Here is a 13,410-nt window from a genome sequence, read left to right as displayed (position 1 = left end):
TTTTCTTTTCATAAAGGGACGGCGGTATAAGCAAGCTCGAGTGGGGTTCGTGTCATTGCCAAGATTGCATTCCTCGTTCTACAATGTTATAGGTTAACGCCACGATAATTGAATATATGGGCATATTTTTATTTTGACAGCCAAGGGGAGGGCTGGGATGAAGAATTACGGAATTCCGCTCGGGATCGCGGCCCTCGTCACCATCATTGCGGTGTATGTGTACGGCTTCGGAACCGGGGGCACGTTCCAGATGGCGGAGCACGCCCTTCGCGATGCGCTGCGCACCAAGAGCGTGGCGGAGCAGGCTCCCGACGATCGGATCAAAATTATTGCGATTGACGAAGAGTCCCTGAATCAGTTGGGGCCATTTCCTTGGCCGCGCAGCGTATATGCAGATATGATCAACAATCTTATGGAAGCGGGAGCCAAGTCGGTGGCGCTGGACTTGCTTCTCATCGATCCGGCTGCGGATAAGCGGGATGATGCGCTGCTGTCGGAACAGTTGGAGCGCTATCCGCAAGTCTACCTGCCGGTTCAGGTCACCCTGCAATCCCGTCAGCCTGATGCGGAATCGCTGCTCGTCGAGCGCGTCGATCGGCCGGCCGCGTCTCTCCATGTGCAGGAAGAGCAGCTGGGCCATGTGAATGTGCTTCCCGATCCGGACGGGGTCATCCGGCATATGACGCTCGGGCTGCGCGACGAGAACGGCGAGCTGATTCCATCGCTTGACGTACTGCTCGCGAACCGGATGCTGCCCGAAGGGGAACGAATCCGTTGGGAAGAGGAGAAGCAGATTTGGCTGCGGGGGGACAAGCCGATTCCGACGGATGCCCGGCATCAGGTAGCGACCGATTTCTTCACTTCCGCTTACGGCTATGGAGAAAGCGAACTGAACGGCTATGATCGCCAGTCGTTCATCGATGTGCTGACCGGCGTCGTCGATGCCGGGTATTACAAAGATACGACGGTCCTCATCGGCCCATATGCGACCTCGCTCAGCGACAAGCATATGACGCCGCTCAGCCGGACGATGACGCTTCACGGTGTGGAGATCCATGCGAATATGGTTCAATCGCTCCTGGAGGGGCGCTTCTATAAGGAAGCTCCCTTCGGCTGGAGCGTGCTCGCGCTCGCCGTGGGCATCGCCGCTGCCGCATGGTGCGGGAACCGTGTCCGAGGCGTGCTGGGAGCAGGATGCGCGGTGCTGCTTGCCGCCCTCTATACGGTGATCTGGATCGCGGTCTATGAGACCGGTTCGGTATTCATTCCGTATTTCACGGAAATATGCGGGATGACCGCCTCCTATACGCTGCTTCTCGCCTATCGCAGCCGGGAGGAACGGCGGGCGCGCCAGCAGGTGGAAGAGCTGTTCGGGCGGTACGTGTCGCCTGCCGTCGTAACGGAGCTGCTGCGATCCAGGGAGCCGATTCGGGTCGGCGGAACGCGCTGCGATATTACCGTCATGTTCATCGATATTCGAGGGTTCACTCCGCTCTCGGAACGGCTGGCCCCTGAGGAGACGATCCAGGTGCTCAATCAATATTTGCATGCCTGTGCCGACGTCATCTTCCGCCACCAGGGAACGCTGGACAAGTTCATCGGCGATGGCGTCATGGCGATCTTCGGCGCTCCCTATCCGCTGGAACGGCATGAAGAACATGCGCTTCAAGCCGCGTTGAGCTTGGTGAGGCGGGCGGAGCTGTTGAAGCAGACGTTGGGAGCGAAGGATATCGCCGTTCAGTTCGGCATCGGGATTCAGAGCGGCGAAGCGGTCGTCGGGAACATCGGCTCGGAAGCGCTCAGGCTCGATTACACGGCGATTGGCGACACGGTCAACACCGCCGCCCGCTTGGAATCCCAAGCGAAGCCGGGACAGCTGCTTGTCGGGGAAGAAACGGTGAGCCGCCTTGGCAGCCGGTTCAACATGTCCGAGGTGGGGCCTCTCAAGCTGAAGGGCAAAGCGGAGCCGGTTGTCGTCTACGAGTTGCTGGCGGAACAAGAAGAGGCATGAATTAGGACCGGAGGACGGATTTCATACGTAAAAAGGATGGAAAAGTAAAAAAATGCTCGCAATTTGGCCTTTTTCATCCGATAGAAAAAGAGAGGAGGGATAACGTGCAACGACGGAGATGGAATCTGATGTTCATCATCGCATGCTGCTTATTGGTGGCCGGACTCATCCGGCCTGTGCCGGCTGCGGCTGCCGATAAGGCGGTGCGCGTAGCTCTCGTGAAGGAATGGAAAGGAACGGCCTCAGTTACGAAATCTGGCGGCGGGAAGCCGCTGCAATTATTCAAAAATATGAGCATCAACCAAGGTGACCGGATCGTCACCGGAGCGAAATCCCGCGTCGTGCTTCAACTGGTCGGCGGAGATGAGGAGGATGAGCTGACGATCGGAGAAGAGGCCGATGTTGCCTTTACCGAATTGGATGGGGAAAATGGGGCCAAGACGAAAATCGGAGTATGGGCCGGTTCCGTCTTTGCCAAAGTGAAGTCGATTCTGGGAGCGGACGATCGCTTCGAATTGGAAACGCCGACGACCGTGATGGCTGTCCGCGGGACTCAATTCGCCGTACGCGTCGATCCTGGCGCCGGATGGACGGATCTGCATGTTACCGCTGGCGTGGTCCGCACGCAGTACAGCGGCGTCGACACGAATTCCGCTATGCGGGGAACTCCAATCAAGCCGCTGCTTGAACGGAATGTGTATCCGGCGCAGGCCGCCAGCTTCGTTCCATCGGCATCGGGAGGAGTGCAAGCCTTGTTCGCGTATGCGGATACCGAGTCGCTGGCGGCAGAGCTTGACCCCGCCGTGCTGCGGGCGATGGTGAGCGGCTTCCGCGATGCGGCCGGGGAGAACAGCCGCTTGCTACGCAAATGGCAGGAATCGTCCTGCTCGACGGGACCGGTCACGACGGCCGGAGCGTCTTGTCCCCTGCTTGACAGCTTCCTGGAGCTCGGGACGGATAAGTCGGACAGCGGAATTTCGGAAGAGGCGCGGAGCAAGGCGGAACTCCGGATTCAACGCAATCTGGCTGCATTCCACGGCGTCATCGTCAGAGCGGCTCTGGAGGCCGGGAGACTGACGGCAGCCGAAGCGGCGGCTTCCGGGATGGCTTGGCGCGACGCCGCCCTGCAGCTCACGGAGGGCGAACGGGAGCGTATCACCCAGATCAAGGAACAGCGAAGCCGCCTGGAGGAATCCGTCTCCGCTGCCGACTTGGCTCTATCCAAGGAAGAGGAAGCGCGCCGGCAGCAGCAGGCGAAGCTCGATCGGGAGCGGCAGCTCCAGCTGGAGCGAGACTATGCCGCATCGCTGGACAAAGAGGAACGTAAGCGCTTCGCCGAAGACTTGAAGAAGGCCCGCCTTGAAGTATGCGAGAACGGGGAGGCAGCGGCAATGTGCGCCGAGGCTTCGAAGCCGGGCAGCGCAACGGAGGGGACTTCAGGGAACTCTTCGGGGAATGGCGAGAAACCGGACCCGAACCCTGGGCCTAATCCGAAGCCCGATCCCGATCCGGATCCAGACCCGGATCCAGACCCGGATCCAGACCCCGACCCGGATCCCGATCCGGAACTGCAGCAGGATGTGCTGGAGCTGACCGCAAGCGCGACGGAAGTACAGGCAGGAGCCGCAATCGAGATTACGGCGGTCTTGAAGCGATTGACGCAAGCGGTTGACGTCGCCGGCATCCAGTTCGCAGTCCATGCGACCGGCGGGACGCTCGATCGGAAGAAGCTTGATCAGAATGCCGGGCAATACCGTCATGGCGGCGGCAAATTCAATATTGCGCTGAGCCCGGATAATTATAATGAGAAGAACAGTGTGGACGCGGTATCGGTCACCGGCAGCCGGGTATTGTACCGGATTCTCGTCACAACGCCCGAAGCCATCCGGCTGGACAGCGACGACATGATGCTGACGCTGCCCTATCTTGCCGGCTCGGGAGGAACAATGACCTTCACGATATCCGATATCCAGTTCTATGACGCGGCAGGAACGGCTCACTCCATCGCCCCGATGGAGAAGCCGCTGGAAATTAAAGTGAATCCATAAGGCAAAAAGGAGAACAGCATGAATCGAAAAGTAAAGCAATTCCGTTGGGCAAGCAAGGGGCTCCTTCTTATGCTGTGCATCGGTGCGGTCAGTGCGGAAGGTACGGCTTCCGCGTTGTCTGCGCCAGCTCCTTTGACGCCGCCGGTGCAGGAAATGAGCCGCTTCGACAGCTTAGCCACCCCTGCGTTCGACTTCGCCGCCTGGAGCCGATCCCCGATCTGGTACGAGACGATCGATTGGGCGGGAACGGGCGTGTCCGGTTCGGTTGACGGCCGCGCTGCACAGGCGCAGTTCCGCTATCCTGCCGGGCTGCTGGCAGGGAAGAACGGCGTGCTCCTCATCGCGGATACCTATAACCATCTGATCCGCCAGGCTGACGCTGGGGGACAGGTGAGCACGCTGGCCGGACAGGTTCGCTTCGCTGCGGAGACGCGGGAGCCGAACGGGAGCTGGGCAGACGGCAAGGGCACGGAGGCCCGCTTCAATGAGCCGATGGGGATGGCGGAGGATCGATATGGCAATCTCTATATTGCAGATGCGGCGAACCACGTCATCCGCAAGCTGGACAAGTCGGGCCGGGTCACGACGGTGGCCGGCAGCGGTCTGGCCGGCTGGAAGGACGGCACTGGATCGGAGGCGCGCTTCAACGAGCCGCGGGATGTGGCCGTGGCGGAGGACGGTTCCCTCTACGTCGCAGATGCGTTGAATCATGTCATTCGGCGCATTGATGCGAACGGACGGGTGACGACGCTGAATGCCCGATCGAAGCGGATCGTCGAATACGCCCCTGGCGCGGTCGCGGCAGGAGGCGATTATGCGGACGGCAAGCTTGCGGAGAGCAAGTTCAACGAGCCGAGCAGCCTGGCCTTGACCCCGTCCGGTGAGCTGGTCGTGAGCGATTCTGGGAATCAGCGGCTTCGCTTGGTGAATCTGAAGCAAAAGCGCGTGACGACGCTTGCCGGCGCCGGATCGGTCGCCAGCTACAGCGGCAAGTTCCCGGATACACATCTGTATGCCGCGGGAGGATACCGCGACGGCAAGGCGAGCGAGGCGCTGTTCAACGGCCCGGCAGGCATTGCGGTTACGGCCGAGGGCGGCATCGTCGTCGCCGATCGGTGGAATCATGCCATCCGCTATCTATATGATGGCAAGGTATATACGTTAAGCGGCGGCGGGCGGACAGGTCATCAGAACGGTTGGGCGGAACAGGCGACATTCCGCGAGCCGATGGATGTGGCCGTGCTCAGCAACGGAACGATCGCGGTGGCGGACGGCTTCAATAATTCGATACGCCTTATCCGCCGTTATACACTGCCGGAGGAGGTTCGTTCCCCGGCGGCCGCAAGCCCGTCGGCACAGGACGCGGTCAATACGGTGCATAACGACCGGCGGGTCGAGACGCCTGTTCCCGCGGTCATTCGGAACAATCGTGCCTTCCTTCCTCTTGAGTCATGGAAAGAGATGCTCGGATACGGAGTGGAAGAGCTGGAGTCAGACCGGGTAAGGGTAACATTCGGCTCGTCCGTTCTTATTCTGGAGCGGGATGTGCCGCAAGTACAGATAGCGGTTAATGGAACGAAGCGGACGCAGACGCTGAGCGCGGAGGAAGCGCCCTTCCGGCAAGACGGGCAATGGCTGATCCCGGCGCGCTTGCTCGATCAATTCGGGCTTCATGTGAGTTGGGTTCCGGAGCTCCGGACGCTCATTCTTCGGGATACCGTATTTGAACGGCAAGACGTGTCAGAAGAAGCGGCTGGACGATAGAGCAAGACCCCGGGACAGAAGATGACTAATGTGGAAAGGAGGAATCAGAATGCCCCCTCAATCCGGTCAACCGGCCCCTCAATGGTCCCCAAAAGACCAAGCCTATATGAAGGAGTACCTGGAATCCCATCCGGACAACCGGATGGCCTGGTATTTGCTCGGCAAGCAATATGAGCGTTCCGGTGAGCAAGGGAAAGCCAACTACTGCTTCAACCAGGCGGGTGATATCTATAAAGCGTTCGAAAATGAGCCTCTGCCGCAGGAGACCGTAGAGGAGCAGATGAAGGAGCGGACCGAGCGCGAGAAGCGGCGCCGGACGAAGGCGGCCCAGCTGCGGGCCGGGTTATTGGCCATTCTGTTCCTTCTGCTGCTCGTCCTCTTGCCCGGCGGAGAGGCGGCGGCTCCCGATGGGATGCGGCTCAATGTTCAGCAGGACAAGGGCCATGCGCCGGGGCCGCAAGAGGAGATCGCTGGCGGCACCTTCTACCGGCTGGTAGCCGCAGGAGATGACGAGGGCTATGCGCATGTCTTGAGGCGGATTCTGGAGAAGGATCGGAAGCGGGCCGGCGAGGATGTCGTCGTTCGGATGCAGTCCGATGAAGCTTGGCTCATCTGGTCGCGGACTCCCGAGCCAGTTCTGTTGGCCAGTACGCCATCCGAAGGCGGACCGATCGAGATGCTGCCGCTGGCGGAACCGGATTGCCGCTGCGAGGAGGAGAGGCAGGCAGCAAACCAAGGCGCGGCGTTGTGGGCGGAAGCGAGCGAGCGGCGGCTGATTGCGAAGTCCGCTCTGACGGCCTACGTGAAGCAGGGCAAGACGGCTCCGGATCAATGGCCCGCTATGGCGAAGGCCTATCCGGCCAATTCCGTATCCGGCACCTCGGCGGGAATTGAGCAGGCTTACGCGGAGGTGCTGCAGGTATACCGGAACGGGATGGCCCGTGGAGCGAAGCGGAAGCGGACCGAGCAGGCGCTCTCCCGCATGTGGGCCGATGAGGCCGATCCGTTCCGCGAGCCGATTCGAATCGTGGTCGATAAAAAACGGCATCGCCTAGGGGTCGTTAGCGGAGGGATCCTGCTTCGCAACTATGAGGTCGGGCTGGGAGGCAGCCGCACGCCGAAGGGGAAATTCGTCATCTCGGAGAAGGTGGTGAATCCGAACGGATCCTCGACCGGCGTCTTCGGAAGCCGGGGGATGACGCTGTCGGATACGCTGTATGCGATTCACGGCACGAATGAGCCGGACAGTATTGGCCGGGACGAGTCGCTGGGATGCATCCGCATGCTCCCGGACGATGTCGAGGAGCTGTTCGACATGGTGCCGATCGGGACAGAAGTCAGCATTGAATCGGATGTGCTGCCCGGCGATCTGCAGGTTCCCGATCCGGAAGATCGTTACCGGCTCGATCTGACGCCGAAGCAGGACAACCCGGGCAAGGTCTACCGCTGGCTGGATTAACCGGCACGGCGGAACAAAGAGAGAGCCGTGTTCCCTCGGAAGCTCAGGGGCACGGCTCTCTTATTCCTTGAACGGTCAGGCATGTTATCCGTTCATCACTAGTAAGATGGAAACGATAATGACAAGAACCAGCGCGATGCCTCCCGCCCAATAAATGGCTTTCTTGTTCACGGCATCCTGCGGCTTGGTCGCGATAACGGGAGGTTTCCGTTTCGTTGCCATAGTTCATCACCTTTCTTAGTAATCGCTTGTTCACTGCCTTTATTGTAATCGTTTTCTGGGCAAAAGGCCAGACGAATTGAAAGTGAATCCAGACTTTTCTTTTGCCGAAGAAAGATTTAAACTATTTGTTAGGGCCAAAAGCGCCTGCTCTCTCCAGGGACGGCTGCCGTGCCGGAGAAGGGGAGGCGACGAGCCACAATCGTACCGAAGCAGGCTTATTGTCTGGCATGGATGAACGGAGTGAACACGTTGTTGTATCAATATATTGTAAAACCTCTGCTATTTAAAATGGACCCGGAGCGGGCGCATCATCTCGTCATCGGGGGGATGTCCAAAGCGGGCCGCATTCCGGGCGTGCCAGCGCTGCTGAGAGGGATATACGGGGTTGGAGAGGATCCGGCCTTGAAGACCGAGCTATTCGGCTTGTCCTTCCATACGCCGATCGGGCTGGCTGCCGGCCTGGACAAGAACGCGGAGGCGGTAAGCGGGCTCTCCTCGGTCGGCTTCGGGTTCATGGAAGTGGGAACCGTTACGCCCAAGGGACAGCCTGGGAACGAGAAGCCGCGCATGTTCCGCCTGCCTCCGGACGAGGCGCTTATTAACCGGATGGGCTTCAATAACAAGGGAGCGGGCAGTATGCTGCATTCGCTGGAAGCACTGCGGAAGCGGCCGATTCCGGTATGGGTCAATATCGGCAAGAATAAAGTGACGCCGAACGAGCAGGCGCAGGATGATTATTTGTCCTGTCTCCGGACACTCTATCCGGTAGCAGACTTGTTCGTCATCAATATCAGCTCGCCTAATACGCCGGATCTTCGCAATCTTCAGCATGGCGACGAATTGAAGTCGCTGCTGCAGGCGGCCGTCTCGGACATGAAGCAGCTGAATGCGGAGCATGGCCGGAACAAGGCCGTGCTGGTCAAAATCGCTCCCGACGTGTCCGACGCCGAGCTGGAGCAAATGACGAATACGATTATGGCGAGCGGCGTATCCGGGATTATCGCGACGAATACGACACTGTCCCGCATGGGAGCCGAGCACAGCAACCGGCTGGAGGCCGGCGGCTTGAGCGGGCGGCCGCTGGAGGAGCGATCGACCCAGGTCGTGTCCCAGCTGTATCGCTTGACGAATGGCTCGATCCCGATTATCGGGTCGGGCGGCGTGTTCAGCGCAGAGGACGCCTATCGCAAGATTCGGGCCGGTGCCAGTCTGGTTGAGATCTATACCGGCTTCATCTACCGGGGCCCGGGCGTTAACCGGGACTTGGCGGCGGGTCTGTCCCGCTTGCTGGCGCGTGACGGATTCCGGCATATATCCGAAGCCGTTGGCGCGGATCATCGGTAGCAACGATAAAGATATCCGCTTGGACGATCATAGATTACGGACGGTGGGAATGACAGGAGGCGCTTGAATGGACGGAAGAGATTGGGGAAAGTTTTTGCTGCCATATGAGCAGGCCGTCGAAGAGTTGAAGGTCAAATTCAAGACGATGCGCACGGAACTGAAGAAGCGGGAAGAGTATTCGCCGATTGAGTTCGTTACGGGACGGGTGAAGCGCATCTCCAGTATTCTGGACAAGGCGAAGCGGCTGGACGTGCCGATGGACCAGTTGGAGCGCGGAATCGAAGATATTGCCGGCATCCGCATCATGTGCCAATTCGTGGATGATATCCGCAGAGTCGCTGAGTTCATCCGCCATCGCAAAGATATGAATCTGTTGTACGAGAAGGATTATATTACGAACTATAAAGAGAGCGGCTACCGCAGCTTCCACATGATCGTGGAATACCCTGTGCAGACCGCGCTCGGCCAGAAGATGGTCTTGGCGGAGATCCAGATTCGGACGCTGGCCATGAACTTCTGGGCTACCATTGAGCACTCGCTCAATTACAAATACCGGGACAGCCTTCCGGAGGATGTGCGGCTGCGCTTGAAAAAGGCGGCGGAAGCCGCGTTCATTCTCGATAATGAAATGTCTAGCATCCGGCAGGAAATATTGGAGGCGCAGCGCGATTTCGAGGATCAGTCGCGCTTGGTGCATCAATGCCTGGCGCTGATTCAGGAGCTGTACTTCTATCACAAAGTAACGGAAGCCGTCCAATTCCAGCAGCGGTTCAACACGCTGTGGGAGCGGGAAGACCGCGTGGGAATCAAGCAGCTGGAGGAAGATATTATCGATATGCTGCGGCAGGCGAAGAAATCGGGCTCAGACGGCGAATGAGCGGGCTGAGCGATGCTGGAGCCGTGAATGAAACCGTGGCGGCTAAAGAACAGAAGAGATGATAGCAGAGGGACGGCATCCGGAAGGGGCCGTTCTTTTATGACATGAATCTCATGCATCAGCGTGTATCGTGGCCGGGCGCTGAAGAGAAGCAGCACATTGAATTAGCACAACAGCGCGCTATGGAGATTCTACCAAGGTACTGCTCCATAAGCAGTTTTTACCTCCATTGAGATAGTCCCCCCTGCTTCTCACCGCTCGACTTGCCGAAAAGCTGCGAAACCCCCCATGACGTCTACAGTTTTCCATTTTTGACGTCTACTCCGTGACCGACATTCCTGCAAAACTGTAGGATTTGTTGCCATGCCAATGGGTTGGAAGCAAAAATCGAGGAAAAGGATGTACTTTTCAGGCTGTTGAGAAAAGTCCAAGAGATTCTGTGGCACTTCATTTTTTATGTGGTGGATCTCGTCTCTCCGTAGAAATAATCGAGTTAAAACGCTATGGGTGCCAAGTTTTGAGCAGGAAAATGGACAATCTCCACCCCTTAATCAAAAAACAGGGGTTTTCCAACGGCCTGAAAACTGCACCATTTCCCTTGACACGCCTATTCGGTAAGCGAGTTCCGCAAAACTGCACGATTTCTCCAGACACGCCTATCCGGTAAGCGAAATCCTGCGCAAATACAGCAATTCGATATGGACGACTTTACCAGAAAGGGAATCCTGCAAAACTGCAGGAATTTAACCCGTTTTGCTTCGGCTTGAAGCAAAAGGGCCTAAAATGATGTATATTTGCAGCAATTCCTCGGGATGTGGACTCATTGAGCCGAAATTCCTGTAAAATAGCAGCAATTCACACCACACGTTCAAGCCCCAGGAGGCAACGATGCCTCTAGAAAGCAATGATACATCCTGAAGGCGATGATGCCCCCAGGATCCGACGCGGTCTTCTTGGATCCCGTAAAATCAGGCCATTGAGAAGTATATGGGAATTTTCGCCATTTCATATTTTATATAGCGGAGCTCGTCTCTCCGTAGAAAAAATCGAGTTAAAACGCTATGGGTGCCAAGTTTTGAGTAAGAAAATGGACATCTCCACTCCTTCGTAAAAAACAGGGGTTTACCACCAGCCTGACTTCTGCAGGAATTTCATCAGATAGCGGCTGAATGGCGTGGAATCCTGCACAAATGCAGGATTCACTGCATCAACCATCTTTTCGCTGCTCGTCTCGCCGCCGTCTTTTCGGCCTCTACATTCTTTGTTGTTAGCTTGATGAGGAAAACGGAAAAAAGATATTTTTCGAGGTCTCTTTACGATCTTTTTAAGTATTCTCTTTTTCGTATTTTTAGGGTTTGTGTTTACAATTGGGAAGCTTACTTGACTGACAATCGAATTTTCTCGAGTAAAGGTTGTCTCTACGGGAGACAGCCTTTTTGGCGTTGCCGCAAATGGTTGCCACTGGAAGGCAGGCAAAAGGAAGGGGGAGGGAGCTAGAGCAAAGCGAATAGTCGGAAAGGAATGCGGTTTTTATCGTTAAAAATATTTTTAATGAATATACAGAAGACTATTTACAAATGATTTTTTATCAATAAAATATATTTTAACGATAAAATTTATTTTGGAGGTCGTCCCTTATGAAACTGCTCTTCAGCAATTCTTCCTACCGCCGGTTATGGTGGGCCCAGATCATCTCCGAGCTTGGGGACGGAATAACCCGCCTGGTCGTTATTTTCCTGGTGGCTCACCTGTCGGCCAGTCCGCTGGCGCTGAGCATGGTCGTGTTGTCCCAGGTGCTGCCTCAGATGCTGTTCGGGGCCTTCGTCGGACCGCTCGTCGATCGGATCAACCGTCCGCTGCTGATGGCCGCATCTGATATCTACCGCGCGGGCATCGTGCTGGCGTTCATCCTGGCCCAAGACAGCCTGCCGTTCATCTATGTGCTGATCTGGCTGCAGGGCATCGGCACCGTCTTTTTCGAGCCAGCGCGCTCCGCCCTTATCCCGCGCCTCGTCGGCAAGGAGCAGATTAGCTCCGCCGTCTCTCTGTCGCAGGCCACATATATGGCCATGAGGCTGGTAGGCCCCGCACTAGCCGGCTTGCTCATTCCGCTCGGCCACTTCGGCTGGTTGTTCACCTTCAACGCGATTACTTTTCTGCTGTCCGCTGTCTTCGTCTTCTCGCTGCGGGGAGTGGAGCCATTGAAGTTGAGCAGCGCACAAGCGGGGGGCGGTAAGGCGGTAACGGAAGAAAATGAAGAGCATGAAGGAAGGGAAGCTCAACAAGAGAAAGAAGCGAAGATATCGTATATGGCGTCGTTCAAAGAGGGGCTCACCCAAATGTACCGGCATGAAGGCCTGTTCGCGCTGCTCATGCTGGTTGTACCGGTGATGCTGGTCGTCGGCGTCATCAATTCGAATCTGAATGCGGCCCTGCTCCAGACGTTCCGCATTCCGGCGGAGCATTTCGGCTTCGTCTCCAGCGTCATTGGCGCCGGAAGCATCGTCGGCGCGATCGCGGCGCCTCACCTGCTGCGCCGGATTCAACCGAGCACGCTGCTGCTGAGCGGGATAGCGGGCATAGGAGCCTCTTGTATCTTCATTGTGCCGCTGGCGCCGATATACGCCAATACGAGTATCATCAGCATTTACATCTGGTCACTCTTGACCGGATTCACAATCTCTTGCACGAATGTACCGCTCAGCAGCTTGTTCCTGACTCTGATGCCGGATGAGATTAGGGGCAGGGGGGCTGCCGTATTCGGAACCGTCGCCGAGACGGGCACGGTGATCGGGATTGGCCTGGGCGGGTTGTTCGCGGTCTGGTTCGGGGTGCTGGAGGCCACGGCGGTGGCAGGGGGGCTGCTTGTTATTGTCTCTATCGTTTTCCCTCTGTTAAAATATAGTCGAGCCTTGAAATATAAAGCATCAGGCACGATGAACCCGCCGGAAGGAGACGCGCAAGCGGCTATGCCTTCTTAGCGGTTAAGGAGGCCATGGATTGAAGAATCACCGTGTTATTTCAGATCTCGAACTGGCGAAGGCCCTGCTTGACTCGAGAAGAACCCAAATACTGCGATTGGCGCGGGAAGAGCCGGTAACGGTGAAGCAGTTAGCGGAACGCCTGGACGAGAAGCCTTCCCGCTTATACTATCACGTCAAAAAGCTGGAGGAGCTGGATCTGCTGCAATTGGTGGAGACGAAGCAGCATGGCAATCTGATTGAGAAGTATTATCAGACGAACCCGATGCAGCGCAGTTATACGTTCGATCGCGAATTGGCGGCGGAGAATTCCGCCTTTATTGTACAGGAGCTGTCTCGGCTGTTCCAGGAAGGGATCGGCATCATCGAAGAGCAGATTCAGATGGAGCGTCACGGCGAGAAAATGCTGGCCGAGGCGAATATCGCTTACCGCAGGATGACTCCGGTTGAATGGGGGCACAAAATGGCGTTGATCCAGGGGGCGGTAACCGCAGAGAACGGCTCCGATACAGTCGAGCCCCATGAACAAGAAGATATGGGACCCTACGCCGATCAGACGGAGGAGGACGACTATGTGTTCGTCACGCTGTCTTATCGGCTGAAGGATGTGCGGACGCCGAAGCCGTGACGGGCCAGCCGCAGGAAGCGGAAGAGCCCCCGGCATGATGGTTCCTTCATGCCGGGGGCTCTTGCTCTGGCTGACT

Annotated in this window: 9 protein-coding genes; 8 read left to right on the top strand and 1 reads right to left on the bottom strand. The window is 57.2% G+C overall.

The features are described 5' to 3' along the window. Positions 1–157: 157 nt before the first annotated feature. The 4 genes from FLT43_RS08100 (at position 158) to FLT43_RS08085 (ending at position 7,282) form a co-directional block, all read left to right on the top strand. Positions 158–2,011: a CHASE2 domain-containing protein gene (locus FLT43_RS08100; protein WP_087445352.1), complete on the top strand. Its 1,854-nt coding sequence runs from the start codon at positions 158–160 to the stop codon at positions 2,009–2,011. A gap of 104 nt (positions 2,012–2,115) precedes the next feature. Continuing rightward, positions 2,116–4,059 (top strand): FecR family protein, encoded by a 1,944-nt coding sequence (locus FLT43_RS08095; protein WP_087445353.1) that lies wholly within the window; start codon positions 2,116–2,118, stop codon positions 4,057–4,059. 18 nt (positions 4,060–4,077) lie between these two features. Further along, on the top strand, positions 4,078–5,823 hold the full coding sequence (locus tag FLT43_RS08090) for a stalk domain-containing protein (protein ID WP_244194417.1): 1,746 nt from the start codon (positions 4,078–4,080) through the stop codon (positions 5,821–5,823). 49 nt (positions 5,824–5,872) lie between these two features. Then, positions 5,873–7,282, top strand: coding sequence for a L,D-transpeptidase (locus tag FLT43_RS08085; protein ID WP_087445354.1), 1,410 nt, complete (start codon positions 5,873–5,875; stop codon positions 7,280–7,282). An 84-nt stretch (positions 7,283–7,366) separates the two neighbouring features. On the opposite strand, the gene FLT43_RS29285 is transcribed toward FLT43_RS08085, so the two are convergent. Then, positions 7,367–7,504, bottom strand: coding sequence for a hypothetical protein (locus FLT43_RS29285; RefSeq protein WP_164776678.1), 138 nt, complete (start codon positions 7,502–7,504; stop codon positions 7,367–7,369). 249 nt (positions 7,505–7,753) lie between these two features. Between FLT43_RS29285 and FLT43_RS08080 the strand changes: the two genes are divergently transcribed. The 4 genes from FLT43_RS08080 to FLT43_RS08065 all read left to right on the top strand — a co-directional run bounded on the left by FLT43_RS08080 (position 7,754) and on the right by FLT43_RS08065 (position 13,334). Then, the gene (locus FLT43_RS08080) at positions 7,754–8,848 is read left to right on the top strand and encodes a quinone-dependent dihydroorotate dehydrogenase (protein WP_174818242.1); all 1,095 of its coding nucleotides are present in this window, start codon (positions 7,754–7,756) and stop codon (positions 8,846–8,848) included. A 67-nt stretch (positions 8,849–8,915) separates the two neighbouring features. Then, positions 8,916–9,725: a GTP diphosphokinase gene (gene yjbM, locus FLT43_RS08075; RefSeq protein ID WP_087445356.1), complete on the top strand. Its 810-nt coding sequence runs from the start codon at positions 8,916–8,918 to the stop codon at positions 9,723–9,725. Positions 9,726–11,362: 1,637 nt separating this feature from the next. Next, the gene (locus FLT43_RS08070) at positions 11,363–12,706 is read left to right on the top strand and encodes an MFS transporter (RefSeq protein ID WP_087445357.1); all 1,344 of its coding nucleotides are present in this window, start codon (positions 11,363–11,365) and stop codon (positions 12,704–12,706) included. A gap of 19 nt (positions 12,707–12,725) precedes the next feature. Next, positions 12,726–13,334 (top strand): ArsR/SmtB family transcription factor, encoded by a 609-nt coding sequence (locus FLT43_RS08065; protein ID WP_087445358.1) that lies wholly within the window; start codon positions 12,726–12,728, stop codon positions 13,332–13,334. Positions 13,335–13,410: the final 76 nt, after the last annotated feature.

The organism is Paenibacillus thiaminolyticus (assembly GCF_007066085.1).
GTDB classification, from domain to species: domain Bacteria; phylum Bacillota; class Bacilli; order Paenibacillales; family Paenibacillaceae; genus Paenibacillus_B; species Paenibacillus_B thiaminolyticus.
Note: the sequence above shows the minus strand (reverse complement) of the source record. Positions and strands in the feature narration are given on the sequence as shown.

Coding starts and splice junctions, on each gene's coding strand:
- FLT43_RS08100 (WP_087445352.1), top strand. CDS start 158: ATGAAGAATTACGGAATTCCGCTCGGGATCGCGGCCCTCGTCACCATC.
- FLT43_RS08090 (WP_244194417.1), top strand. CDS start 4,078: ATGAATCGAAAAGTAAAGCAATTCCGTTGGGCAAGCAAGGGGCTCCTT.
- FLT43_RS08085 (WP_087445354.1), top strand. CDS start 5,873: ATGCCCCCTCAATCCGGTCAACCGGCCCCTCAATGGTCCCCAAAAGAC.
- FLT43_RS29285 (WP_164776678.1), bottom strand. CDS start 7,504: ATGGCAACGAAACGGAAACCTCCCGTTATCGCGACCAAGCCGCAGGAT.
- yjbM (WP_087445356.1), top strand. CDS start 8,916: ATGGACGGAAGAGATTGGGGAAAGTTTTTGCTGCCATATGAGCAGGCC.
- FLT43_RS08070 (WP_087445357.1), top strand. CDS start 11,363: ATGAAACTGCTCTTCAGCAATTCTTCCTACCGCCGGTTATGGTGGGCC.